Raw genomic sequence first — 23,555 nt, 5'->3', positions numbered from 1 at the left:
TAGCATTTTCTTTGGCATTTTTTGACCTCGTGAGTTCGTCTAATTTTACCTCTAACGAAGTCTCTAGTTAAATCATACCGTTACAACAACGAAAAGAGACAAGTTGGTGTGTTTCAGTGAGTATCGATGGCGCTTTTATTCCCACGGTGCTTTCCTAGAAAGAAGGTCTTTCATGCCTTCATCCGCTTTAGGTGACGCATTTAGAGCGCTATCGAATGCTTTAAAGACTTGTTCATCTGGAAAAAAATCTCGTTGGTTGACAAGCACAGATTGAGCCTCACCCAAAGCTGCTTGTTGTATAAATGTAGATCGCTCTAGGTTTTGAACCTTAGCTGCGGCGTCTATAATATCCCTGACTGAAGGGAACACTCTCATATTGATTGGCGCTGATTTAGTTTCCATAAAGTGCCTTTTGTGTATCTATTGAATATACAAGATGAAACCTTAGCAGTGTGTAGTCAATAGATATACAAGCAAAGCTGTTGAGGCTTTTTTAGGAGCCATTATGTGTCGGCGCTTTGAGAGGACATTCCTAGGGGAAATAAAAGAGTTAACTTAGGGGGGGGAAGTGTGTAGATCTTTGATTTTCCACTTGTCCCATTGTCGTGTAACAGTGACTTTATCGTTACAGTAAAACTTTCTAATGATAAGCGACTGAGTTTAAAGAGGTACAGAATGAAAATAGGTGTTGTTGGTGCGGGAGCTGTTGGGGTAGATGTTTGCAACTATATTCTTGCGATGGGTAGTGTCACTGAATTGGTTTTGCTCGATATCAACGTAAATATAGCAAAAGGAGAAATACTCGATTTTAGTCATACAGAAGCATCAAATTTTTCTAGAAACACAAACTTGGTTGCATCCGATGATTATGCATCTCTTAAAGGAGCGGACATCGTCGTGATGACAGCAGGAGCGCAAATTAAAGAAGGGCAGCTGCGTGAAGAGTTAGCTTCTATCAATAGTTCAATTGGCGTTGATATAGCGAAAAATATCGAACAATATGCTCCAAACACAATATTGATCGTGGTTGCTAACCCTTGTGACATAGTCTGCTACTTTATCGTGAAAAATACAGGATTTTCGGCTAATAAAGTCATCAGTAGCGGTTGTACCGTGGACTCCGCAAGGTTGAAAACTGTTATTGCTAAGCGTTTAAATCTCGATCCAAAAAATATTACAGGTCAAGTGTTAGGAGAACATGGCCAGAACTGTTTTATTCCCAAGAGCTCAATCTCTGTCGTAGGGCAGTCTATTGATGAATATTGCCAAGCCAATAACATAGATGTATTTGATATTGATGAACTATTAGAAACTGTCGTACAAGTTGGGTTTGATATTCTTAGCTTAAAGAAGAATACCAATCATGGTATCTCAGCGAATGTATTTCGTGTGATTCAAGCAATCGCCATCAATGAAAGAACGATATTGCCTGTTGCGACTATGGTGAATGGAGAATACGGACTAAAAGATGTGGTATTAAGCTTACCTACAATCATCGGGGGGAATGGCGCTGAATCTGTAGTCAATATACACTTGAGTGAAAGTGAGAAAACGAAGTTGGCGAATGCGGCAAAAAATATTAAGGTGACTATTAAAAAAGCAAGTCAAGAAACAGGGTTACATAAGTAGTATTCCTTAATATAGATGTAGAGGCTAAAAATAGAGCCTCTTATCGCGTCACTACAGATAGCTAGCTTTTCTGATTTGATGAAAACGTATATGTCTCGCGGTTGTGGTGATGATGAAGCACACAAAAATAAAGCGAGCCCCTTTATTATAACTGACCTCTTAAGAACTGAACCAAAGATCCGCCGCGAGCAGCTTTTTGGTTTAATTACTCACAGGTAAAATATAAGTGGCTCATAGATGGGCATATTAGAAAGTTTTCTCCGCTCGAAGACAAGCATAACTTATACAAAATTTCTTATAAAATCAGACAGAATAGAGTGCTGTGAAAGGTGGTCTCTTTTAAGCATACCCTGTATGCACCAACAAAAAAGCTACCGCAATGGTGGCCTTTCAATACTAGAAGCTTGGGTTTGTCTTGGAGTGTTGTGCTGAATGATATACACGACACTAGATTGAGCATATCTTATTAATTTATAACTGAGTTTAGCTTTTGGATAAAAGACACTGTTTCGGGTGTTTTTTTACAAATAACACTATCATTATGAACTCCTATAGGGCTATCTTTTTTATAAGTCAGCGGCTGAATTCCCATATCCTCGAAAGCAGTATACATATCTGGAGTAAAATCAATTATTGCATCAAGACGTCCTGCTTGAAGTTTTTTAATGTTCTGTTCCATTGATTTCGCAAGAATGAGCTTTACTCCTGACTCATCCACTTTTTTTCCATAAGAAAAGCCAGATCTAGCCCCAACTTTTTTCCCTACCAATTGTGACAAGTCAGAAATACCCTCACTTCCTCGGGGAGTAAATACATACACTTTGGCGACGCCCATCGGCTTACTAACAATAATATCGCTTACAACCCAAGAGGGGTAAAAGTTTGGGTTTTTATTCGCAGGAGAAAAGCAACTATTATTGTTTTTATTGAAGCTGCTCTCAGCCCTGATCGCTGGTAAATTGATAAGTTTAGTATTTGCAACTTTCTTTATGATTACATCATATTCACCAGTTTTATTCTGATTGTGTAACCCAGGAATATCGACAGCAAAGACTTCCACAGCAAAAACAGGCGATGAGGTTATAATCGCCACAATAAACATTATATTTTTCAGCACAACACATTCCTTTTATTATTTAATACCACTTAACCTTATAGTAGAAAATAAGCATGATAGGAAATTTTAAAATTGCTCAAACCGGACATTACTACCTTGAACCTATAAATGTGGTCACTCCTTTTTTAAAATGTCCGTTTTCCCCATAAAGTAGAAATGTCCTTTCTCGCCAAACTTAAAAGGTAAACAAACGTTATATTTCTGATTTTTTTGTGATAAAATATTGATATATATCAAAAAAACACATAAGTTATGTCGAAATCTTTTTCGGAAAACGATGATGAACAAGTAACTGTTCAATGCGATATCTGTAACATTCATAAACTTTGTTTACCTAAAATACTTGATAGTAACGAACTGATATTGCTTGATTTTATTGAGGAAAATGAATACACAATTACAAAAGGAACAACGCTATATCAAGTTTCAGACCCATTGCGTAGCTTGTACATAGTCCGCTCTGGAGCACTTAAGAGCAACATCATCTCTCCAGGTGGCTCGGAACAAGTCACTGCTTTTCATTTCCCCGGGGACATGCTTGGGCTCGATGCAATTTCTCAAATGGCCCATCCAAGCTTCGCACAAGCTACACTGGACTCAACTATTTGTATAATTTCTTACAAAAGGCTCGAAAGGTCTTATGAAACAGAACCTAAGCTTAGAAGATACATTTTTCGATTGATGAGTTATGAAATTAATAATGACCAATATATACGCTATCTATTAGCTAATAATAGTGCGGATGAGCGCTTATCAAGTTTTTTGCTTAAACTGTCAGAGCAATTTACTAAGGTGGGATTGTCTCCTTACGAGTTTCGTATGCCTGTAAGTCGTTCAGATATAGCAAGTTACCTTGGGATGACAGTGGAAACAATCAGCCGAACCATGACTAAACTGCAAAGAAAAAAAATCATCAGTATCGATAATAAATATATAAAAATTAATGATATAAATGCACTTTTAGATAAAAGCACAAAAAAAGATTAAGTTGCTAAATATTATGATACGCCCAAAATTTTTGTTAATGCAAGTTTAAAGTGTCACCGTTACCAGCTAATTAAAGATGTCCTGTTTATGGACTCAATGATTAAAAAGTTGAACATAATACTGTATTAAATGCACAGTGTTATAATAGTCATTAAAGGTAGGTCAGATTAGGATGATAAAAAAGCTAACCAAGGAAAATGCATTAGATTTAGTGGCATTTCTCCGCTTTGTTGAGTCTAAATGTGTCATGATTATCAGACTATCTAGCTGATTTATAATACCACTTTACCCTAACGTGTATCGTGGCATTTTGTTGAATTTACCCAATCAGCTCTTTGAGCTCTCCACTCAGTCAATTCAGTCCATCAACCTAGACGAGCAAACGCAATCTGTTGTGATAAAGTGCCACCGTGATAGGCGTTATAAGGCGGTAGACCCAATAACGGGTAATGCATGCACTGTTGACCACTAAGTACAAAGGCGCATCCGAGATCTCCCTATCTCAAGTTATCCCTGTTGTATTGATATCGAATTAGCATAAGTCCGGACCACTGATTCGGTTCGTCGACTAGAGCATTGCGACTTCGTCTCTAAAGGCGGCCGATATACTTACCTGTTCTGCCAAATGATTAGCGGCCTCTGTCGGCATACCACCATTCAAGCGATTTCCCGACACCTTGGTATTCGTTGGGAAACGGTCAAGAACATCGACAAACACGTTATGTCTCTGTCGCTACCTTCTCTGGATATATCTGCGCTCACGAACCTTAAATACATTGACGTTGACGAGGTAGCAGCTTCAAGCGTTATGGTCTGCGACATCCTATCAAGACATGAGCAACCGGTTAGACATGTGGTGCCAGCTCGCTAAGCGCTCGAAGCTTTTTGTACTCCATGACTTTGCTGACTCGCTCCAAGCATAAAAAGAAGGTATCTGTAATTATGCGAAATACGGGCTGACCAGTGCCCGAATTGAAGCTGGAGCAGCGCAGCAGTTGGAAGCTGAGGAAGCGGAATATCCCTGTTTTTAAGCCTTGGCACTGCCACTCTATATTTAATATGGTTAGCCCTTATAGGGTATAGTGCTGCGTCGCTTTTGTTAATCATCTTAACAATACAATTATATTATTAATGTAATTTAAAAATCATTATCATTAATAGATTCAAGATGACGCTCCGTTAACCTTTATTCCCCATGGCCGCTCGTACTTCTGTCAATACACCCTATCAGCCCAGACTGATTAATTTCCTCTTCGAGTACAACAAAACCTGGCAACACATGGTAGAGACCGACGTCAACCTTCGAGATGTCGAAATCAGTGAAGTTACTAAAATGCTTGCCTGCGATAAAAAATCCACTGACTGCTCAATAGTTCAGCAGGTAGAGCGCTTGCCTTATTGCTCATGGATGCACATAACTTTCACTATGCCCGATGCCTTCTGGCCCTTCTTTCTTCACAACCGAGCACTGCTTGATAAGCTCAGCCAATTGGCCGTCGATAACCTGCTTTATACCGCCAAACAACAGGGGCTAGAGATTGGCATTTTTACGTGCTGCATACCTTTGGTCGGCGACTCACTTGGCATCCACACGCGCATGTATCGGTCACTCTTGGTGGGATGAATAAGTGCGGCGACTGGAAAGATCTCGCCTATTGCCATGAAAAAAGTCGAAAAGCGCTGGCAACATGAGCTGTGCGATTTTTTGCTATCAGAATACGCCTCCCTTAACATCGAAAACTCAAAGAGCCACTGTCGTGACTTTGATGAGTTCCGACTCTTTATCAACACACAAAGGCAGCGCTTCTGACATGTTCATCTAGCCAGAAAGACTTTGAAAAGGAGTCTGATATTTTCATTAAATGAAAACAGTATTCACTACTAATTTATACACATTGTATAATTTATTTTTTATTACAAATAATATTTAAGTTAATAAATAAAGTTATTTTATTTTGTAAACAAGACTAATTAATTTTTAATAAATACTGAAAGCCATTACTTTCTAATACTAGTATTATTTCTTTTTCATTAGCAAAAAAACAAATATTGTTTTTATTATTTTTTTGTCACACTTACTTACAATAAAATCAAAACTCAACTTAAGTTGTTGTTTTTTATCGTCAAATTGAAATTAATTATATTTTTAAAATGAATTAAATTACAAAAAACAACAACATTGACAAATATACAGTTTAAATAGGACTGCTAATGAAATTTCGTCAATCTTGTATTGCACTGGCTATAAGCTCTTTGCTTCCGAGCTTTGCCTTTGCATCGACTTCCATAAACAAACCAAACTTTATCCAATATCTAGGTAACCGAACGGTCATTCTTGGTATTAAGGTCAATCCAAATCAAAAACAAAACAAGCCGTTGGGTGATTCCAGCATTATGCCGTCGATGGGTTATAGCCATTTGATGAATTATACACAAGATGCACCAGTCTCTTGCGTTGCAACAGAAACAACAGAGGATAACAAGCAGGTTGAGTTGACTAAGTTAGTTCCAGATGGCTCAGCTACATGGGATAACGAAACATCTATTTCTAGCTCAAAGCTCACGCAGGAATTAGGTTTTAGTGTGGGCGTACATTACAACAACTTAATTACTAGTGTGTCGGGAGCTGCCCAATTTGCTGCTGACGCGGTCAATTCAAGCACCACCATATCACTTATCAACTCTTATCAAATGGTTTACGGACAACAGCTGTTTAGTTCAATTCCTGAGTTGTCTAACGGTGCGAAAACTACATTCGGCACTGCTGACAAGCCCAACCTAGATAATTTCTATGATATGTGTGGAGACAGCTTTGTTATTTCGCAAGACAAAGGAGCCGATTTATACACAGTGTTAACGATAAAATTTGGCTCCAAGGATCAAGCCACCAGTTTTAAATCCAATGTCTCTGCAAAATATGGCTCAGTTTCCGCTCACACTGCTTTAGAATACGCAAGTACTCATAGCACTAGTGGAATCACAATTTCAATGCAGATTATGCAACGTGGTGGAGTGCCTGAAGATTTATCAAATGCGGTAGGGGCAGATCTAAACTCATGTGAACAGGATACGGGACCAGATCAAGTGACAGCCTGTACAAATTTACTTAGTGATGTCAAAGGATATGAATCAGGTCAATTCCAAGAAGACTTAAAGTCTAATAATTATTGGGCAACCCTTTCTGATTCGTACGCTGATTACGGCAAAGTTTTGGGTTTCAATGCTGACGGGCAAACCGTGGCAAACTCAAATTCTGCTCAGTTAACTCAACTGGGTGAAGCGTCCGCTGATACCTTGCAAGAGAGACAACAAGTTGTGGACTCTTACAACACTTATCAAAATGAAATACAACGTGCAAATGCCATCCTTAGTGATCCAAACGTCTATTCCTTGCAGCGCACTCGAGTAAATAATGTACTCACTGCGGCATCGGAAAACCTCAAAAACATCAATTCTATATACTCCAATGATTGCTGGACACAAACTGGACAGTGTCAAGATGCCGTGAGTTCTGTTGCCGCTGAGCTGGCAGCTAATCCGATCCAAACCGATGATTTAACCTATTCCTACCGTGTTTTCCAAGGTGGTGGTGGCCCCAATGGTGGAGGTTTAGAATGGGCAGTATACAAATACGAGGCAGATGGCAGTAAAGATAGCACCATCGGAAACGTGTACAAGTTTAACGTGGATATCCCTCAAGATTGGGTGGTCGTCAATGGCGGAGGCTCTGCATCAACCACTGATACGACAACGAATAACTACAGCATTGTTGATTCCTATCCATCGACGGACTTAGGGGGCTGGAATATCGGCATGAGAATCAGCCATTTAAGTGGAGCCCCGCTCTATAAAGGCTATGCCTTTGCTGTTCGTCTCAATCCAGATTACTCAGGCGTTAAAGACAATCTAGCGCTAGCGGGAAAAACCGCTGAGCAACTTCGCGATGTGTTATTCGATCCAATGACCAATACCGGAGCGATGCACTTGCAAACTGCTGTATCAACCAGTTCGTTAAGAGATTTAATTAACCCAGAGTTAGTGTCAGTGCAAGCCGGCCAAATTCCTCTTTCTACCGGCATTAGAATCTCCGAAGCACCATCGGGGGGACCCAGCGATAAATCCATTCAGTCTCTTGGCTTCCAGTTTTCGAACCTGCCAGTCAGCGATAAAACAGGCAACTTTGATGTGGCCGCACTGACAGGGGTCATCTCCGATCATGCTGGATTGGTGAATAATAACGACGAAGTTCCAGTCGCGAACTACTACAATGCGTACAATACAGGAGGAAGCTATTACAAACCCGTGAAAACGACCCAGTATGTGTTAAGCATTGACCCTGATATTGATGGTATGACTGTCAAGGTAAACACCAAGTCAAATCAGAAAACTTTCACAGAGACCAAACAGCCTGATTACACCCCGCAAACCCTCGAAAGTACCACTCCGAACGTTAATACTAATGCTTGGATTGGGTGTCAAGCCTCTATAACTGGAGCTCCAAACAGAGTAATACTACCTGGCAAGCTGCCATTAGGTAATGGGAAATATAGTGAATGTGTAAATGTAGTAAGTAACCCTCTTGTCATCAATACGGGCACTGTTAAAGCCGTCTTCCAAGGGAATAATAGCGTTGATCCCCATATAGTAGATGGTTACTTTGAAACAGATACAATAGGCGTAGACGGTCAACAACTCTATAAGTCACCTGGCGAAACTGGGCATCAAGAAATTTGTTATAGCCCTGACGGATATTTATATTTTGAAGATGGCAGATATGTTAGTGACACAACATTGTACACCCATAGCCCAGGAGCAAATAAATCCATCACACTTTATGTAAATGGAGAATTCGAAGGGGTCAATACCAACGGTAAATGGGTGATGAACGTAACAAATGTTGTAGATAAAAACTCTTATGATCACCAATTAGCCAAACCTGTCATCGGAGGTACGTTCTTATGGGCAAACCAACCAGAAACTACATCATCAAACCCAACAATGTTTACGTGTCTAGCTGGCGCAAAAAGTGAGTCGTATCAAGAATCTTCTGGAGCATCAGGCACGTTTAAACTGACTTCCGGCATCACGACAATGAGCCTTTTATGATGAACATTCGGTCTGAATGTAGACGGAATTGATATTACTTTAAATGATCGTTTTTTTATATTCCCAAAAAATGTGCTCATAACGAACAGCTAGGATCAGATAAGGTGGGCATCAATATTTGAGGCCGCTTTCGCGGCCTCTTTTGAGCGTATGTTGAAAATACGGGTCAAGAAAAAAACTAACTAAGTCGCTAATACTTAGGTAATTTGCATTCAGAGTGGTTTGATTTTCAAACAGCGCTCTTATTTTGGTTTGGTTGAGTTTTAACCAGCCCTCAAAACAACACGCTTTGCGGTTTATTATGGGGTGGTGTGTGGTATTGTGGTTTTGAAGTTATGAGTAGCCTTATTATCATTGTTTACTGTCAAACGATCACTCCAAAGTGTCGGACTGTTTAAGTAGAAATCTTTCTCTTCAAGGGTTTCTACTTTTTTTTATTTCAATTTTAGGCTCATGAGCTCATGAAGCGAGAATATGTTTATCAGGCCCGCGAACTTACCAATCGGGATACGCCTCTCAGCAAACTGTACGTATCCGATACTTTGGAAGCGATTGTTTAAATGCTTTTTAAAGTTCTCATCTTTCACAACAAAAAAGACATATCCCCAGAATCCCTTTTGTTGAGCAATGATATGACTCTTTTAAATGATTCGATAGCGCTTCACAGTTTTTAACGTTAGCTCGGTTTCGATCGCGATAATGTCTCCTTTTGGTGAAGTCACAATCGCGTCGGGACAATGGTCAACAGGGCATTTATCTTTAAACACTTGCCTGTCTGCCGTTTGCCAGTTCTGCTAGCCTAAACTTTCTAATGTAATCTGCGCTTGTTGGTTAATCCGCATATGATTAAGCGTCGTAAACTTCATCTTACCGGGCTCAAGTGCCTCTGTGATAAGGGGCATGTCCTAATTGTAATATCTAAAATTTAAACATTTGAAAAATAGATGTTATTTTTCACTAAGTAGCTGCTCTACAGTCTTCGTTGGAAGAAACATTCGGATGCGCCCATTGTGAGTACATAAAATGTCAAAACCATATTTGTGGTAGAGCGTCTGCGCCGAATCTGTCAAACAATCTACGATGATCGCGTATGAGCGCATATGGTGATTGACTTCCCACAAATATTCTAGAGCCTTAATTAAGCTGACTTTTCCTAGACCACTGCCATGAAACCCTTTATGAACTGCCAAAAAACTGGAACAGAGTAACGAGGCAATTTTTTCGCTAGATTCTCAGGTAAGGTCTCTCGACAAATGGAGCTAGGAGCGACACTGTAAAATAAGCAAATCGGGTACTTTTGATTAATCATAGGTACATCATTTGGAAGAACCATTGTGCGACTGCAAACAGGGCTATCATCATTATTTATCGAACGAACCTCGTATTGAACAACACAACCAAATGCCGCACCGCTGCATAGAGTCAAAAGCTAGTGTACTTTGCCGCGCCATATCCGCATTTGCGCTACAAAGGAAAAGACTTTGTTTCGTTCGATGTGATGACCGATACAGCGACCAAACACTCTAAGTAACAGAACTACGAATCTGTTACTTAGCTCGTGCTCTTGGAAGTATCAACAAAAAAATACCCCGGTGCCTATTAAGTTACTAGGGTATTTTTTGTAGACGTAGTTATAGACTAGGTGAAATTATTACGCCCAACGCCCAGCTTATACTGGTGTCATCCACTTTTTTGATAGCAGAAAGAGTGGTGTTGTGATCGGATAATTGATATCCACTGGACATTAAGGTGTATTGATATGCTGCGTTGAAACAGTAACTATAAAGGTAATCATTGACGTCGTAGCCTGAAGCCCCACTTTCTAAATCACTCCAGCTACTTGAACAGAAATTTTCCCCCGCTTCAGCTAGTTTTATTAGGGAGTAGTCTTCGGTTAAACCGAGCTCTCCAGCCGTGTAGTAAAAACCTGAAATCGCATAAAACTTATTTTGACTTGCCGCACCTGAAATTGTCTTACGGACTTTTTGGACTTCATTGATAAGTGGCTTAACATCATCTGAACATTGACGGAAATTTCCGGTTCCCACTTTTCCATTGGGAAGAGAATAACCGACGGGAAAACAGGCGGGTTGGTTAACATACTGGCTAAGAGCTTGATCTTGCCCCAACCCTAAAAAACTGCTTGAGTTTAGGTGATAAGTTGTGTCTCCTGCGATGACTGGGATTGATTCTGATGAAGTCGACTCAAACGTAATTTGTGTTGAAGCGCCACCTAAGTCTAATATACCGGTTGATTCTGAGCCCTCGGACAACGAACCATTGAGGTAGTTAGCTGCTAGCCAAGCATATGCTCCTTCTGTTTGACCACTTATCGTTTTCACATTAACAGTTGAGTTTGGATAATGGTTGGCAATCCAATCTTCTACTGCATTATTAATCTCATCGCGCTCAGGAGCGGGAGTTAATCGCATTCCAGCAGTGGAGTAAAAGTTAATGACTTTTGGTGCATTATCTGGACTTACGTTCGTGAACAGTTCAGACAGGTAAGTGTTTAAATCCACACTTGATACATTCTGAATACCACCACTTACTTTTGTATCAGTGGTCGTTAAATCAGTGGGTAAACCTTGCTCTGAGAGAATATATTGGTAGTCATAAAGACGTGAACCCGAACTGCCCGCGTCGACAACTACCGTATTGTCGGCCATTGCTGATAAAGGGGTAAGCAATGCCATTGCTGTGACTAACGTTGATAACTTCATTTCTATTCCTTGTCTTGTGATGAGTGTAAATATTGGGTACGTCGTTCAAATGTGGTTGGTACCTGCTTAAATACAAAGGTACGTCAATATGAATGATTGCTAATAGTGTTTTCCCCTTGAATTGACGAGAGTGAGCACCAACGAGTTCCTAATTTCAGCCGAAACTCAGTTTTGAAATATTCTGTATGTCATTTAATGCACTCGGTAATTTTTCCATGTGCAGTTAGCATAGAAAAAATTACCGACAACTAGGAAACGCACAGAGATTACCTCGAACCATGAAGTTAGAGGTAAGCGTGGTGACTATTTTTTAATACTGAGGGTTTTAAAAATACCTTTCAAAACATGGTTCGTCATTTAGTTACACTGAACATAAATGTCTTTAGAGGTTGAAGTCTTTGTTCTGTTGCCAATTCCATCTGTGTAAGCGGTAATCCTATTATTTCCACATTTTTTAGGATAGTAACGTAGAGTACTGCGTTGAGCCTCAAACGCAGCAAAGCTTGGTGCGAGGCATAGTGAATTTCAAATCAAAGTTAGAATCTATTAATTTAGGCATACTCAATTACTCAAAAGCGTATTTACTCAACTACAGCATAGACATTTTCAGAAGAACGTCGCCGGGTCTCTTCATCAAAATCAAAGTATCTAAGCGCTATTTTAACACTCGACCAACCCATTTGTTTGATTACTTCACCCAAGTTATGCCTGTAGAGGACAAAAAAGACGCTCGCGGCTTCATTTGAATGGTTAGGCGAAAATCTTACCTAAGTCACTAATAATAAAGTAACTTGCACTTAGAGAAGTTTGATTTTTGAACGGTGTGTTTGTTTTTTACTGATTGATTTTTAACCGACTCTCAAAACAAAACGCCTTGCGGTTTATTCAAGGGTGGCGTTTGGTAATGTAATTTTGAAGGTTGACTGGTATCTGTTGCGGCCCGCAAACAGACACCACTGCATTAAAAACAAAGAATTGTTGCAAAGTACGCAACATATCTTTCCGTGAAGCAGGTAAATCATGAAGCCATTTAACAACCCTCATTAAAATCTGGGATGCAGGGGGCCTTGGATTTGTATTTTCCTCACATGGGCACTATTCCGCAGCTTGTTATGAATAAGCATTATTGGGAGTACGGTTCTAATGAAAAATAATTTTCCTATCTCAGTCTACCAATATCGATTCTTCTTAGAGTGGTTAAGAGATCCCAAAAGCACTCAATATAACTGCAGCTTTTCTTTTAAGTTTTCTGGAGACCTAAAAAAAGAGGCGTTGAAATCAGCTTGTGAGAAGATTTTAAATAGACATCAAGAATTGAGCATTACGTTCTCAAGAGAAGATCAGGAAGCGTATTTAGGCAGCTTTAGTATTGATTATTGCTACAATGAGCTGGGTTTTGTTACTGATGATATTACCCAGGAGATACGTGCTCTGTCTGAGCGTACATTTGATTTATATGCTGAGCCACTAATTAAATTTTTCTTGATCGAAGACAAAAAAAGTAATGACTTTTACTTTTTGGTTTGTGCACATCATGCAGGGTTTGATGCGGCAACAATGAAAGTGATAAAAGATGAAATATCTCTTTATTACAATGATGCATTATCCGGTCGCGTTACGGAATGTGATTTATCCACTTACAAACAAGCCGTTGAATTAGAGACATTACATATCAAAGACCTAGACAGCAACGCATCTAGAAAGTATTGGAGCGATCTGATTCAAGGGCAAACAAAGTTAGATTTAAATATTCCCTTCAACAATAACGTGAAAGAAGAAATAAGAAAAAGAAACAATTTACATTTCCCGTTTCAATCAGCATGTTACTCGCGTCGCATAAACGGCAAGCGGGAGCGGTGTCTGCATTGAGCGGTGCGGTTCAAATGGGTATTGCAGGCATTGCGGGGGGCTATATTGTCAGATGGTGGGTATCCAGCCAAGTTACGATTGGGTCTTTCTATTTAACTGTGAGTATTGTAATGGCCGTCATACTGATCAAGACCTTGAGTGGAGTAAAACGACTTGAGTCCCTCATTCAGTAAAAGGCGGTAGGCACGTAAATGAAAAATAATGTATCTGGAAGTCACTCTCAACAACAAACCTATTGCGAGACGTTTTTCATGAGACGCGAGAGTTTTTTACAAGATATTAGTAATGAATGTCCAATTGAGTTACCTCAAACAACTTGGAGCCGAGTATCTTATTGTCAATCGAATTACACAGACGAACTCTTTCAACGATATGCTATTGACTTCCCACCAGATTTGATTGGTTCCGTACCAAAACGCAGAGCAGAATACTTAGCTGGAAGACTTGCCGCACAACAAGCTTTACTGAATTTAACTAAAAAGAGTCACCCAATATTGAGGACTATAGACCGAACTCCCATTTGGCCTAATGGAGTTATCGGCTCTATTACTCATACGAACAAGCATGCAATAGCAGTTACCGCATTGTCTAAACACCGACAGGCTATAGGTGTGGATTTAGAAAATTGGATTGAACCTGACATCGCTAGAAAAATTGCTTCAAGTATCATCAATGCTCAAGAAAACAAGCTTCTCAATAAAAGTAGCTTCGAATTCAGCCGAGGACTTACCGTAGTATTTTCGGCAAAAGAAAGTCTGTATAAGGCCTTATACCCTAACGTTGGATCTTTTTTTGGCTTCGAATGTGCTCAAATGAATTACATCGATATTAATACAGGTGAATTCTCTATATCCTTAACTGAAGATCTGAGCAAAAATCACCTACAGGGCTCGAATATTCAAGGATACTTTCATCAGTCAAGTGAGTCAGTTTTGACCGTCATTAGTAACTGATCCGCTCCTGTAATTTCACACACTGACTGAAGTAAGTTGGAGGTAGAGTAGAAAGAAGTGGTGCATGAGATTTTTCTTTCTTAAATACGGAAATTTGTTAAATAATCGAACCGCTGTTCGACCTTTAACAAACCCCATGTATGTTGAAATACTCAAGCTAAGCGGAAGCCTCACCACCAAGTGAACATGGTCTACTTGAACATTGAGCTCTACAACCTTACCGTTCTTCATATTGCTGTAAATATAGATGCTACGATAAAGCTCTTTACCCAAGTTCCCTTTCAAGATTTTCAAACGGTACTTGCGTGTCCACACTATGTGATACTGACAACGATAATAAACATGGGACGCGGATTCATATCTGCTCATGTTCTTTTTCTCCTCATTTGCTGGTTACAAACGAGAAGATCTTGAACATGAGCGTCCTTCGGGCATAGCCCTAATGGACGATCACCACCTTCCTAGAAGGTGGTTTAGGGATAGAAAATAAAAATGTATTTTACTTATAGGAAGATTTTCTATACTTCAGCATTATTTCACTTTCGGGATGGTAAGAGTTGCTGATACGTTCTAGAACACCCTGCTGTGTCAAACGGTCATAACTGCTTTTCAGTGCTCTAACTACCTCATCTGAAGTTGTTAGACTTGCTACTAGCCAAAGGTCCTTTGACAAGTCGTCGATTTTAAGTACTGGGACAAAATCATTAGGGTCTAAACCATACTGTTCAAGACGATAAAAATAGCTAGAAGTGACTAGCGGGGTATAATCTATACGGTTTTTTCTCAACATCTGAAGCATTTTCCGACCATAAGTAGTTGTAATTAGGTTGAAGCCTTTGCCTTCTATATATTCTTCAAAGTTACCACCAGACTGACTACCTAACCTAAATGGCTTTAAGTCTTCTAGATTATTTGGGATGATTTTGGGCCCATCAATATACCTAAATAGTGTCACTTCATGTTTTGCTACTTTTCCTATCCATTGGAATTGATCTTCTCGGGAGGGTGTTCTTGCCACAGAAAAGAAAAGTACGTTCTCTGTTTTTTTAGTGAACGACATAGCTCTCTTCCATGGAAGGAACCGTATTGTGTTGATTCGTAGCGGGTACTCTTTGGATGCATCTTTTACAAGCTCTTGAACGAACTCTACAACATAACCTGCAGGTTTATCGTTGACTAGTATCTGCAGAGGGGGAAAGTCGTCTGTGACTATGTCAATCTCAGTCGAATGAGTTGGTGAGAGAAAAAAAACTGATGTGAGTAAGAATAGTCTGCAATAAGTAACTTTTATAGCTTGATATACGAATTTCCACATTAGATTTATATTCGCTCTGTATTCATAGTTAAAATATAGTCAAACCTTTGATCTTTCTGCTAGGTTCTGATGCCTGATTTTGGAAATATACCTCAAGTACACATAACTCAAGAAAAACATTGCCGCTCACCTTAAGTAAACGGTATTCGGCTCATTCGAATGTATGAGGGTAGGGAACTTGGAATCGCTAAACCTTGGCAAGGGTTTCAAATGATAGGAGAGCGTTTGTCTTTACCTACAGGGCAGGTAATAGAACCAAAACAAATAATCATTCTAAATGTATCAGCACCGAGAGAATAAGCAAAAGCATCTCCATATTTAGCTCAATACAAAAGATAGGATCACACTAAAAGCAGGTTGTCCGCGAACTTGAATTTACTCAGAGCCATGCCGTAAAGTTCTTCAAGTTGGCAATAATCTCAGCTCAATTCAATTCATCACCACACGCAACCATACAAACTAAGTTTGAGTAATTAAATTTTAACTTGATAGCTTGTTAACTAACAAAAAGTACTTAGAATACTAAGCGTATTTCAAACTAATAGGTAGAATGTGTTACAAAAGAAAATTGCTCATACCCTCAAAACGTCCTTCGGAAACGCTATTGAATGGTATGATTTTTGCGTTTTCGGCTATTTCGCTTCAATAATTGGAAGTGTTTTTTTTAGTACACAAAGTAAATTCGCAAGTATTTTACTCGCATTTGCAACATTTGCGATAGGTTTTCTTGCGCGGCCAATAGGCGGCTTTGTATTTGGTTGGCTTGGTGACAGAATTGGCCGTTATTACAGTATGAACCTTGCCATTGTTATGATGGGAGCATCGACATTCGCCGTCGCTCTGCTTCCTGGCTATCAAACTATTGGTATTGCTGCGCCTATCTTGCTAGTTCTTATTCGTATTCTACAAGGACTATCAGCAGGTGGGCAGTTTGCTAGTCTAATTGTGGTAACCAATGAAAACAGGAATTTGAAAAACACCGGGGTTTATACTGGCGTTGCATTAACAGTGTCTGTTTTGGGATTTTTGCTCGCCTCTGCTGTGAGTTATATTGTAGTGAACTCTCTCCCACATGAGTGGGTGCAGTACACATGGCGAATTACCTTTGCTATTGGTGGATTACTGCTAGCGTTTTACTTCTTTTCTATTCGTAAGGAGCTACGAGAGGTTTCTGCTATAGAGCAGAAAGAGTTTAAACACCCGAAAGGACATCAGAATACCTACAAACAGTTATGGAAAAAGCATAAGTTTAGGTTCACTATTTCGACACTTTTGGCTGCGGTTCTGGGTGTTATTTTCTATTTAGACTTTGTCTATTTCATCACCTTCTTTACTCAACATAGTCATATGACTTTAGATGAGTCACTTATTTTAAATGCAGTAATACTTGCCATCGCTTGCTTGCTGTACCCATTGTTTGGTTATATCTCAGACATTGTAGGTCGAGCCCAACTTACCTTAGTGGGAATAATATTACATATTATTCTCTTACCGATGGTATTTGGACTGATTCTATCAAATCATATTTCAAGTATTTACTTCGGCATGTTAATAATGACCGTTTTAATATGCGTTATCCAAGGAGCATCGACACCAATATTCTCGGAAATTTTCCCTAAGAAAATCAGAAGTAGTGGCTGCTGTGCAAGTTATGGTTTAGGCGCCGCTATTAGTGGTTTTGCGCCAATGATAGCCACAGAAATAACTCATATTAATGTACACAGTCTTATCTATTTATTTGCCATTACATTAATAGTGGGGCTACTGTGCGTTTTGCCGTTGGTTTTTAACTTAGGTGAAAAAAGCCAATCTAACTTATCAGCAAGCTAAGCTTTAACACTCCTTTAGAACAGCAGAACTATTTTCGGTTCTGCTGTAGAGTTGATCACTGAGAACGAGAGACAGTATCAAGATCTAGAAGGGGAGATGCATCAATATCTTGTGCATTCATCATACTCTCTAAGCGTTGCAGGGAAGCAATAATCATATTCTGCTCCCAACTTTCCAACCTGTTAAAACTTTCTGAGAACTGTTCTTGGAGTGGCGTCGGTGCCTTGGAGAGCGTCTTAACTCCTTCGTCGGTCAAATGGACGAAAAACTTTCGTCTATCCAAATCGGAACGACGCCGTATAACTAAGCTTTTTCTCTCAAGTCGATCAAGAATAGAGGTTACTGTGGCCTGGCTCAAACTAATGCTCTCAGCTATCTCTTTTATGGTTTTCGTATCTTCTCGGTTGATAGCGTTAAGCAGCAAAATTTGTGGTGCAGTGAGTCCGGTTGTTTTTGCTAACTTTTTTGAGTGAATGTCTGTAGCTCGTATGATTTTCCTTAGGGAAGTCAAGACTTTTTCAGTTGGTTCCACGGATTGCGTTTTCGTTGGTCATCGATAGGCTGATTTTAGTCTATATTAACACACAGCCTCAACCCTTTGAGCGGAAGGGCTTTAAAACGGTTAATATCATGTTCACTCATCGTTATCAGCATGTCTTGAATCCTTAGCCAACAAATCCGTAATAAGAAACGTATACTAAGGTGACATTTTAATCTGGCTAAATAGTGACATTACTATATTGCAGTTACAAACGTGGTGATGATTATACCTATTATGCTAAATCCACGATTTTAGTAATCGTCTCTAAAGAGACCTCACCTAGTTTCATCAAAAATTTGAGTTAAACGCCGAAAAAGTGTAATGTTCGATTGATTCTGGTGTATCAGAAGAACCCAACTCAATAGCATAACATTTAGCCTTAGCTGTATTTAAGAACCGTGAAAGTTGATAAAGATTTTGAGTATTACTTCTGTTTACGTGACCTAGTCACCTACTCCTTACTGCATGTCTTAATGGAAGCCTCGTTGTGCTCAAGACGCGTCTCTAGAGCGTCTAGAAACAAATTACTCATTCGTTTCCTTAAGCCAAAACTAAAGCAGCCCAAATGGAAACCGGTTAAAAATGAGATCAAGCGGTTACTGGAAATCGCTCGACATCCAACGGGACATTTAGAAGCGCGTTTATATGAATTGAGCCGAAAGGCACAAACAAGCAGTTTAGGAGCGCATCAATTCTATGATCTCTTAGTGCATTTAAACGAGAAAGAGGAGTTCGGCTCTTTGCTTTACCAAGAAGGTGATGAGGTGGAATCGGACATTCTTTACATCATAGAAGAGCAGCTCACCGATTGCTTTGATAGCTTAAAGCAAATTAAGCCAGTTTCTATCCAAGTTCGCTCCGAGCGTATCCCATCTCTTTTCAATGCCATCAATGAATACCCTGACTTCTCAGCAGAAATGAAAACATGGCATAAAGAGCAAAACGTCGCTCACTTTTTAATACACTCTTTGGTGGGGTAGGTGTTATGTTTACCCTACTGTCACCATGCAATTTCATTCAAAAGTTTTATCTGTTTAAAAATAGCAATTTAACCCTTATAGTTGTTTTCTGTTCCGATGTACTTCAAACCCGATTAACATTGATTTACTGACAATCGATCACTCCATAGTGTGGAACTTTTAAGTAGAAATCTTTCTATTCGGGTTTCTACTTTTTTATTTCGATTTTAGGCTCAAGAACTAAAAAATCATCAAGAAAAACTTTAAAATTGTTCAAAATCAAGGTTAGTGTCATTACCTAATTATTTAATAATTTTTAACTTTAAAAACATTTCTTAATCGTTATTATTTTCTTAAGTAAAAATACATTAACTTAAGTTACATCTAACCAGTTTAATATAATCCTAAGCTATTATATTGTAATAACAGCTTAGCTGAAAATGTAGAAGGTGTATTAAATAATGAAAAAAGTAAATTACTTGTCGGAGCTGTCATTTTTTTTTCTAGTTTTACATATGCGAATGAAAAAATACCCACAGCATCTCCAATACTTCCTTTAAATGACAGTGCATCATATAATGTTAAGGTATATACTTTCAGGGGGCCTATAAAAGAGCTAAGGTGCTCTATGGTAATGACAGTTAATGGTTCTCCAGATAATACAATTGATAAAAATAGCTCTATATCTGATGATTATGCTTCAAAGTGGCCTGTAACATATAGTAATTTTAGATTAGAAAGAAGAAATAACATGCGTAACTTTTCTAGGACGTGTGGCGACTTATCGGTTAGCTTTTCTTCTTCGGACGTATTATCGGGCACTGCTGAAACTAATAATAATTATAATCATTCTACCGATGAAACTCAGTCACAGTTTTTGACGATGTATTATATAGAAAAAGATACTAATCATATCGACTTTTACATTCAAGGAAATATTTATTTGCCAAACAGTACGTCTGCATATATTGATGGTGATGATTTACTATCAGCTGGATTTGCAAATGATAACCCGACTACAGAATACGTCACAGTAACTTCAGCCCAAAACTAGATTATTATCCATTTTATTAAGCGTGATTTTTGGATAAACATAGAGTGTCTTTCTTTCACTGATATTTGCCGTACATTTAATTTGAAGTATTCTAGTTTTATGTTTAGCGACTTCAAAGTTTCGATGGCCGGAGTAAGTTGCGATCTAATTGCTTTATCTACCGAGTGATACTAGCCCATCCATTTATCAAGATAATGGTTTGGTAATGTGGTTTTGAAGGTTGTCTTGGTATCTTCATTGGTTTACTGACAAATAACCAGTCCAAAGTGTCGATGTATTTAAGTAGAAACCTTTCTCTTCAAGGGTTTCTACTTTTTTATTTCTATTTTAGACTCACGATCTCATCAAGTGTGAATATGTTTATCAGGTCTGAGAACTTACCAATTGGAATGCGCCTTTCATCAAAGTATCGGAAGCGTACCCTATAATAGAAAATACCCTTAGATAATATCAATATAATAACTAATATGATGTTTTAATTTATTCATGTTAAAAAGTACTTACATGTAAAGGGCTGAGTTTTTACGTGGCATTAAAAATAAACAAAAGAGATTACTACAATCAAATAACTTAACCATAACTTTCTGGTAAATATACATAAATTATCATTTTTTATAGTATGTTTAATTATCAAAACAGAAAAATTGATATGAAAATCGTTCCCCCCAAGATGGAATATTTATCTTTTTTCTTTATAATACAATGAAATATGTATTTTTAACTCAGTGCTATTCAGGTCGCTGGTATGGTAATGCTAATTCTAAAAATAAAAAAAGTGATTACTCGGAGAGTAATTTCAAAATTATGGTCACTTACCGACCTTAGTAAGATTTTTTAGAACGTCCTTCAAAATGTAATGATGAAGGTTAATCAATAAGGTAATAATTTAATGTCAACACTTTTTAAAAGCATTATAAAAAAAATGGGAATTCTACTATTCTTTTTTGTTTCATGTGGCGTATATGCTAGCAATCATCTATCTGATGATATAAGTACGTCTAACTATACTTTCATCAACGTACATGATTTATTTACTAATGAAGATATCTATTTTGGCAATTATCGTAGTAGTCAGCCTGGCATTGAAGATGCTCACATTAAAAGAAATACTACATCAGTATTAATGTTAAACGTAGGTGGCAACTGTCCTAAAGATGATACTTATTCATATTTGATGCAAAATTACGTAAATATAAATGGTCCAGATGATGTTTATAAATCATACCTCAATGTTCAAATTAACTGTACCAATGGAATACAGACATCGTTTTCTATTGATGGAGTTGATAATTCTGGCAATAAGGCCTTTAACCTTGTTCTTAAAAATAACGATTTATACGTAGAACCAGCCTCTTAGTAAATTGTTAACGTAAACACTAATCGCTAAACATCCAGTTTTTTGGTATCAGAGACTTAAGTAACTAGCATTCAGAGTGGTTTAATTTTTGAACGGCTTGATGTATAGCGATTTCAAAGTCTCTATGGGGAACGGTGTGAGTAGAAAGGATGAGTCCCGATGATATCCATGCTGGCTACTTGATTTTATCCGGCTAGACGTGCTCACTTTAGTTCAGAATGAGCTTAAGAACATAACTACCGTGCTCGCATTGGTTAAGAATCAGCAAAAGTACAAAAAACTCATATGTAGAGTGAACTATTTTTTTGAACCAGTTAATAAGGAAGATGTTTCAATTAGTTAGCCCCTCAAGAAGAAAGTTTTCTTAAACCTACGTTTGATTGAACTATAAATCGCTGAAAATTATATTCGCAACTAAAGTGAGCACATCAGGATGAAATCAAACTCGTTCTTAACTAAATCGAACACATTTTTAACCAGCTCAAGCCGTACTTGATTTATATTCCCAACTAATCTGAGCCGAAAAAGTCAGATGAAATCAAGCAAAGGTCCGGGTAAAATCAAGCCTCTACGCCTAATGAGTTAAACCCCTATATTTCATTGCCTTAGATAAAGTCATAAAGTACCTACATTAGGGAGTGAACTATAGATATGATTTCGAAATTTATTTCAGAATCTAACTATAATCATGAATCTAAAATACACCAAGATAATATAAATAATATTTATATAAATCCATACATGCCAAACAAGGTACTTAGGTGTAAAGGGTTAAGTGTTTACGCAATATTCAAGTTAAATATGACAGAATTTTATAACCAAGTAGTCTAACATGCATATTGATAAATAAACATAAATTGTTATTTTTAGTCACCCAAGCAGTCAGAGTGGTGTAGTTCTAACCAAAAAAAACATTTTTTTATGGTTAGCGATAAATACTTTGTTATCTCCATCTCATTTCCCGCCTTTTTAGCTTAGTAACCTACGTGACGAACTTTAAAAGCAAGGGATTTTAAAATATGAGATATTCCGAATTTGGTAAACTTATCACAGTAGCTTCTTTAGCAGTAATATGTACATCTGCTTATGCCTTTACCAATGTTGCTTATGTAGAAACTAATGATAATGCTTTATCTAATGCCGCATGTTTTATGCAGACTCAAACTTCACAAGATGGAACGAAAACCTACCAAACTCCTTTCTTTGATGAAGCTGTCGTTTTTGCTGCAAATATTCATGGTAAGGACCCTAATAACCCTAGCATTTACTTAAATCAGTATGATAGTAAATTATTCAATGACACAAACCAAATAAGTGAAGTTCAAGAAAAAGGGGTTAAGGTGCTTGTTGGAATAGCAGGAGGCCAGCAAAACTCGGGATGGAGCTGTATGACAGACCCTAGTTCAGTGAAAGTTTTTGCGGACAAAATAGCCGATTTTGTTCAAAAATATCATCTTGATGGTATTGCTATTGATGATGAATACAGTAGTTGTATTCCCAACGATACATCAATGATCATGATCACACAGGCTTTAAAGCAAAACCCAAAATTCAAAGATAAAATAATACAAAAGGTACTATTGTGGGACCACAGTGTTTTTTCTGCCAATTACGGGAAATACAACGTAAAACTTGCTGACTTTCTAGACTCTGCAACTCCAGGATCTTACCCGGGCGGGATAAGTGCTATATCACCATACACAGATTATGGCATGTCACAAAACGATTTATATGCTTCGGTTAGCACTACATACACTGATGCGAATACTGCCTCTTCAATTGCAAGTAATGCTATCCAGCAAGGTTGGGGAGGATTAATGGTCTTTAATTTAACTTCAAACTCTACGGATTATGTCAAAGCTCTCGATAAAGGAGAATATGGCTCTGACACTATAACAGTCACTCCTAACTGCTTAGTTCCTAAAACTAATTCATAATATTATTGGCAGAGATAATTATTCCCTAAAGTTGGATAATTGTCTCTGCTCCTTTTTGACATACTCCTCCCCATAAAGTTCAACACGCCTTCACTAGACTGGATTGCTCCAACCCCCGATCCTGTCGCTCCCTAAGCTAGCCCCGCCAGCCCGACGGTTTTTATATTTATTGTTGCGT

At 38.3% G+C, this 23,555-nt stretch carries 19 protein-coding genes and 3 pseudogenes; 14 read left to right on the top strand and 8 right to left on the bottom strand.

Going from position 1 to position 23,555, the window contains the following annotated elements:
- Positions 1-135: 135 nt before the first annotated feature.
- Complete coding sequence (locus tag ACM2FC_RS22080) at positions 136-402, bottom strand: type II toxin-antitoxin system TacA family antitoxin (RefSeq protein WP_498483211.1); 267 nt, start codon at positions 400-402, stop codon at positions 136-138.
- A gap of 273 nt (positions 403-675) precedes the next feature.
- On the opposite strand from ACM2FC_RS22080, the gene ACM2FC_RS22075 reads away from it, so the two are divergent.
- Positions 676-1,629: a lactate/malate family dehydrogenase gene (locus ACM2FC_RS22075; RefSeq protein WP_498483210.1), complete on the top strand. Its 954-nt coding sequence runs from the start codon at positions 676-678 to the stop codon at positions 1,627-1,629.
- A gap of 466 nt (positions 1,630-2,095) precedes the next feature.
- Here ACM2FC_RS22075 and ACM2FC_RS22070 read toward each other — a convergent pair whose 3' ends face one another.
- Complete coding sequence (locus ACM2FC_RS22070) at positions 2,096-2,746, bottom strand: transporter substrate-binding domain-containing protein (protein ID WP_498483209.1); 651 nt, start codon at positions 2,744-2,746, stop codon at positions 2,096-2,098.
- A gap of 252 nt (positions 2,747-2,998) precedes the next feature.
- On the opposite strand from ACM2FC_RS22070, the gene fnr reads away from it, so the two are divergent.
- The 5 genes and pseudogenes from fnr (at position 2,999) to ACM2FC_RS22045 (ending at position 8,839) form a co-directional block, all read left to right on the top strand.
- Positions 2,999-3,733 (top strand): fumarate/nitrate reduction transcriptional regulator Fnr, encoded by a 735-nt coding sequence (fnr, locus tag ACM2FC_RS22065; RefSeq protein ID WP_498483208.1) that lies wholly within the window; start codon positions 2,999-3,001, stop codon positions 3,731-3,733.
- A gap of 586 nt (positions 3,734-4,319) precedes the next feature.
- A pseudogene (locus ACM2FC_RS22060) lies at positions 4,320-4,604 on the top strand (transposase family protein); the annotation flags it as partial.
- Entirely contained in the window at positions 4,567-4,656 is a 90-nt protein-coding gene (locus ACM2FC_RS22055) for a hypothetical protein (protein WP_498483207.1), read from the top strand. The pseudogene ACM2FC_RS22060 and the gene ACM2FC_RS22055, both read left to right, overlap by 38 nt.
- A 628-nt stretch (positions 4,657-5,284) precedes the next feature.
- The gene (locus ACM2FC_RS22050; RefSeq protein ID WP_498483206.1) at positions 5,285-5,425 is read left to right on the top strand and encodes a transposase; all 141 of its coding nucleotides are present in this window, start codon (positions 5,285-5,287) and stop codon (positions 5,423-5,425) included.
- Positions 5,426-5,944: 519 nt separating this feature from the next.
- Positions 5,945-8,839, top strand: coding sequence for a hypothetical protein (locus tag ACM2FC_RS22045; RefSeq protein WP_498483205.1), 2,895 nt, complete (start codon positions 5,945-5,947; stop codon positions 8,837-8,839).
- 641 nt (positions 8,840-9,480) lie between these two features.
- On the opposite strand, the gene ACM2FC_RS22040 is transcribed toward ACM2FC_RS22045, so the two are convergent.
- The 3 genes and pseudogenes from ACM2FC_RS22040 to ACM2FC_RS22030 form a co-directional block, all read right to left on the bottom strand.
- The gene (locus ACM2FC_RS22040; protein ID WP_498483204.1) at positions 9,481-9,606 is read right to left on the bottom strand and encodes a hypothetical protein; all 126 of its coding nucleotides are present in this window, start codon (positions 9,604-9,606) and stop codon (positions 9,481-9,483) included.
- A gap of 180 nt (positions 9,607-9,786) precedes the next feature.
- A pseudogene (locus tag ACM2FC_RS22035) lies at positions 9,787-10,181 on the bottom strand (GNAT family N-acetyltransferase); the annotation flags it as partial.
- A 289-nt stretch (positions 10,182-10,470) separates the two neighbouring features.
- The gene (locus tag ACM2FC_RS22030; protein ID WP_498483203.1) at positions 10,471-11,562 is read right to left on the bottom strand and encodes a hypothetical protein; all 1,092 of its coding nucleotides are present in this window, start codon (positions 11,560-11,562) and stop codon (positions 10,471-10,473) included.
- Positions 11,563-12,705: 1,143 nt separating this feature from the next.
- Here ACM2FC_RS22030 and ACM2FC_RS22025 point away from each other — a divergent pair.
- The 3 genes and pseudogenes from ACM2FC_RS22025 to ACM2FC_RS22015 all read left to right on the top strand — a co-directional run bounded on the left by ACM2FC_RS22025 (position 12,706) and on the right by ACM2FC_RS22015 (position 14,384).
- Entirely contained in the window at positions 12,706-13,431 is a 726-nt protein-coding gene (locus ACM2FC_RS22025; RefSeq protein ID WP_498483202.1) for a condensation domain-containing protein, read from the top strand.
- Positions 13,386-13,604: pseudogene (locus tag ACM2FC_RS22020) on the top strand (Bcr/CflA family drug resistance efflux transporter); the annotation flags it as partial. The gene ACM2FC_RS22025 and the pseudogene ACM2FC_RS22020, both read left to right, overlap by 46 nt.
- A gap of 18 nt (positions 13,605-13,622) precedes the next feature.
- On the top strand, positions 13,623-14,384 hold the full coding sequence (locus tag ACM2FC_RS22015; protein WP_498483201.1) for a 4'-phosphopantetheinyl transferase family protein: 762 nt from the start codon (positions 13,623-13,625) through the stop codon (positions 14,382-14,384).
- 15 nt (positions 14,385-14,399) lie between these two features.
- Here ACM2FC_RS22015 and tnpA read toward each other — a convergent pair whose 3' ends face one another.
- Both tnpA and ACM2FC_RS22005 read right to left on the bottom strand, forming a co-directional pair.
- Positions 14,400-14,753, bottom strand: coding sequence for an IS200/IS605 family transposase (tnpA, locus tag ACM2FC_RS22010; RefSeq protein ID WP_498483200.1), 354 nt, complete (start codon positions 14,751-14,753; stop codon positions 14,400-14,402).
- 130 nt (positions 14,754-14,883) lie between these two features.
- The gene (locus ACM2FC_RS22005; RefSeq protein ID WP_498483199.1) at positions 14,884-15,444 is read right to left on the bottom strand and encodes a substrate-binding periplasmic protein; all 561 of its coding nucleotides are present in this window, start codon (positions 15,442-15,444) and stop codon (positions 14,884-14,886) included.
- A gap of 807 nt (positions 15,445-16,251) precedes the next feature.
- Here ACM2FC_RS22005 and ACM2FC_RS22000 point away from each other — a divergent pair.
- Complete coding sequence (locus ACM2FC_RS22000) at positions 16,252-17,529, top strand: MFS transporter (RefSeq protein WP_498483198.1); 1,278 nt, start codon at positions 16,252-16,254, stop codon at positions 17,527-17,529.
- 55 nt (positions 17,530-17,584) lie between these two features.
- Here the strand turns inward: ACM2FC_RS22000 and ACM2FC_RS21995 are convergent, their stop codons facing one another.
- Entirely contained in the window at positions 17,585-18,061 is a 477-nt protein-coding gene (locus ACM2FC_RS21995) for a MarR family winged helix-turn-helix transcriptional regulator (RefSeq protein ID WP_498483197.1), read from the bottom strand.
- A 407-nt stretch (positions 18,062-18,468) separates the two neighbouring features.
- Between ACM2FC_RS21995 and ACM2FC_RS21990 the strand changes: the two genes are divergently transcribed.
- The 4 genes from ACM2FC_RS21990 to ACM2FC_RS21975 all read left to right on the top strand — a co-directional run bounded on the left by ACM2FC_RS21990 (position 18,469) and on the right by ACM2FC_RS21975 (position 23,377).
- The gene (locus tag ACM2FC_RS21990; RefSeq protein WP_498483196.1) at positions 18,469-19,050 is read left to right on the top strand and encodes a DUF2913 family protein; all 582 of its coding nucleotides are present in this window, start codon (positions 18,469-18,471) and stop codon (positions 19,048-19,050) included.
- A gap of 613 nt (positions 19,051-19,663) precedes the next feature.
- Positions 19,664-20,083 carry a hypothetical protein gene (locus ACM2FC_RS21985; RefSeq protein WP_498483195.1) on the top strand — a complete coding sequence of 140 codons (420 nt, stop codon included), beginning with the start codon at positions 19,664-19,666 and terminating at the stop codon, positions 20,081-20,083.
- 889 nt (positions 20,084-20,972) lie between these two features.
- A complete protein-coding gene (locus ACM2FC_RS21980) occupies positions 20,973-21,440 on the top strand; it encodes a hypothetical protein (RefSeq protein ID WP_498483194.1) in 468 nt (155 codons plus the stop codon).
- A gap of 1,019 nt (positions 21,441-22,459) precedes the next feature.
- Positions 22,460-23,377 carry a glycosyl hydrolase family 18 protein gene (locus ACM2FC_RS21975; RefSeq protein WP_498483193.1) on the top strand — a complete coding sequence of 306 codons (918 nt, stop codon included), beginning with the start codon at positions 22,460-22,462 and terminating at the stop codon, positions 23,375-23,377.
- Positions 23,378-23,555: the final 178 nt, after the last annotated feature.

The organism is Vibrio sp. A37 (assembly GCF_059777565.1).
This window is presented reverse-complemented; position numbering and strand designations above follow the sequence as displayed.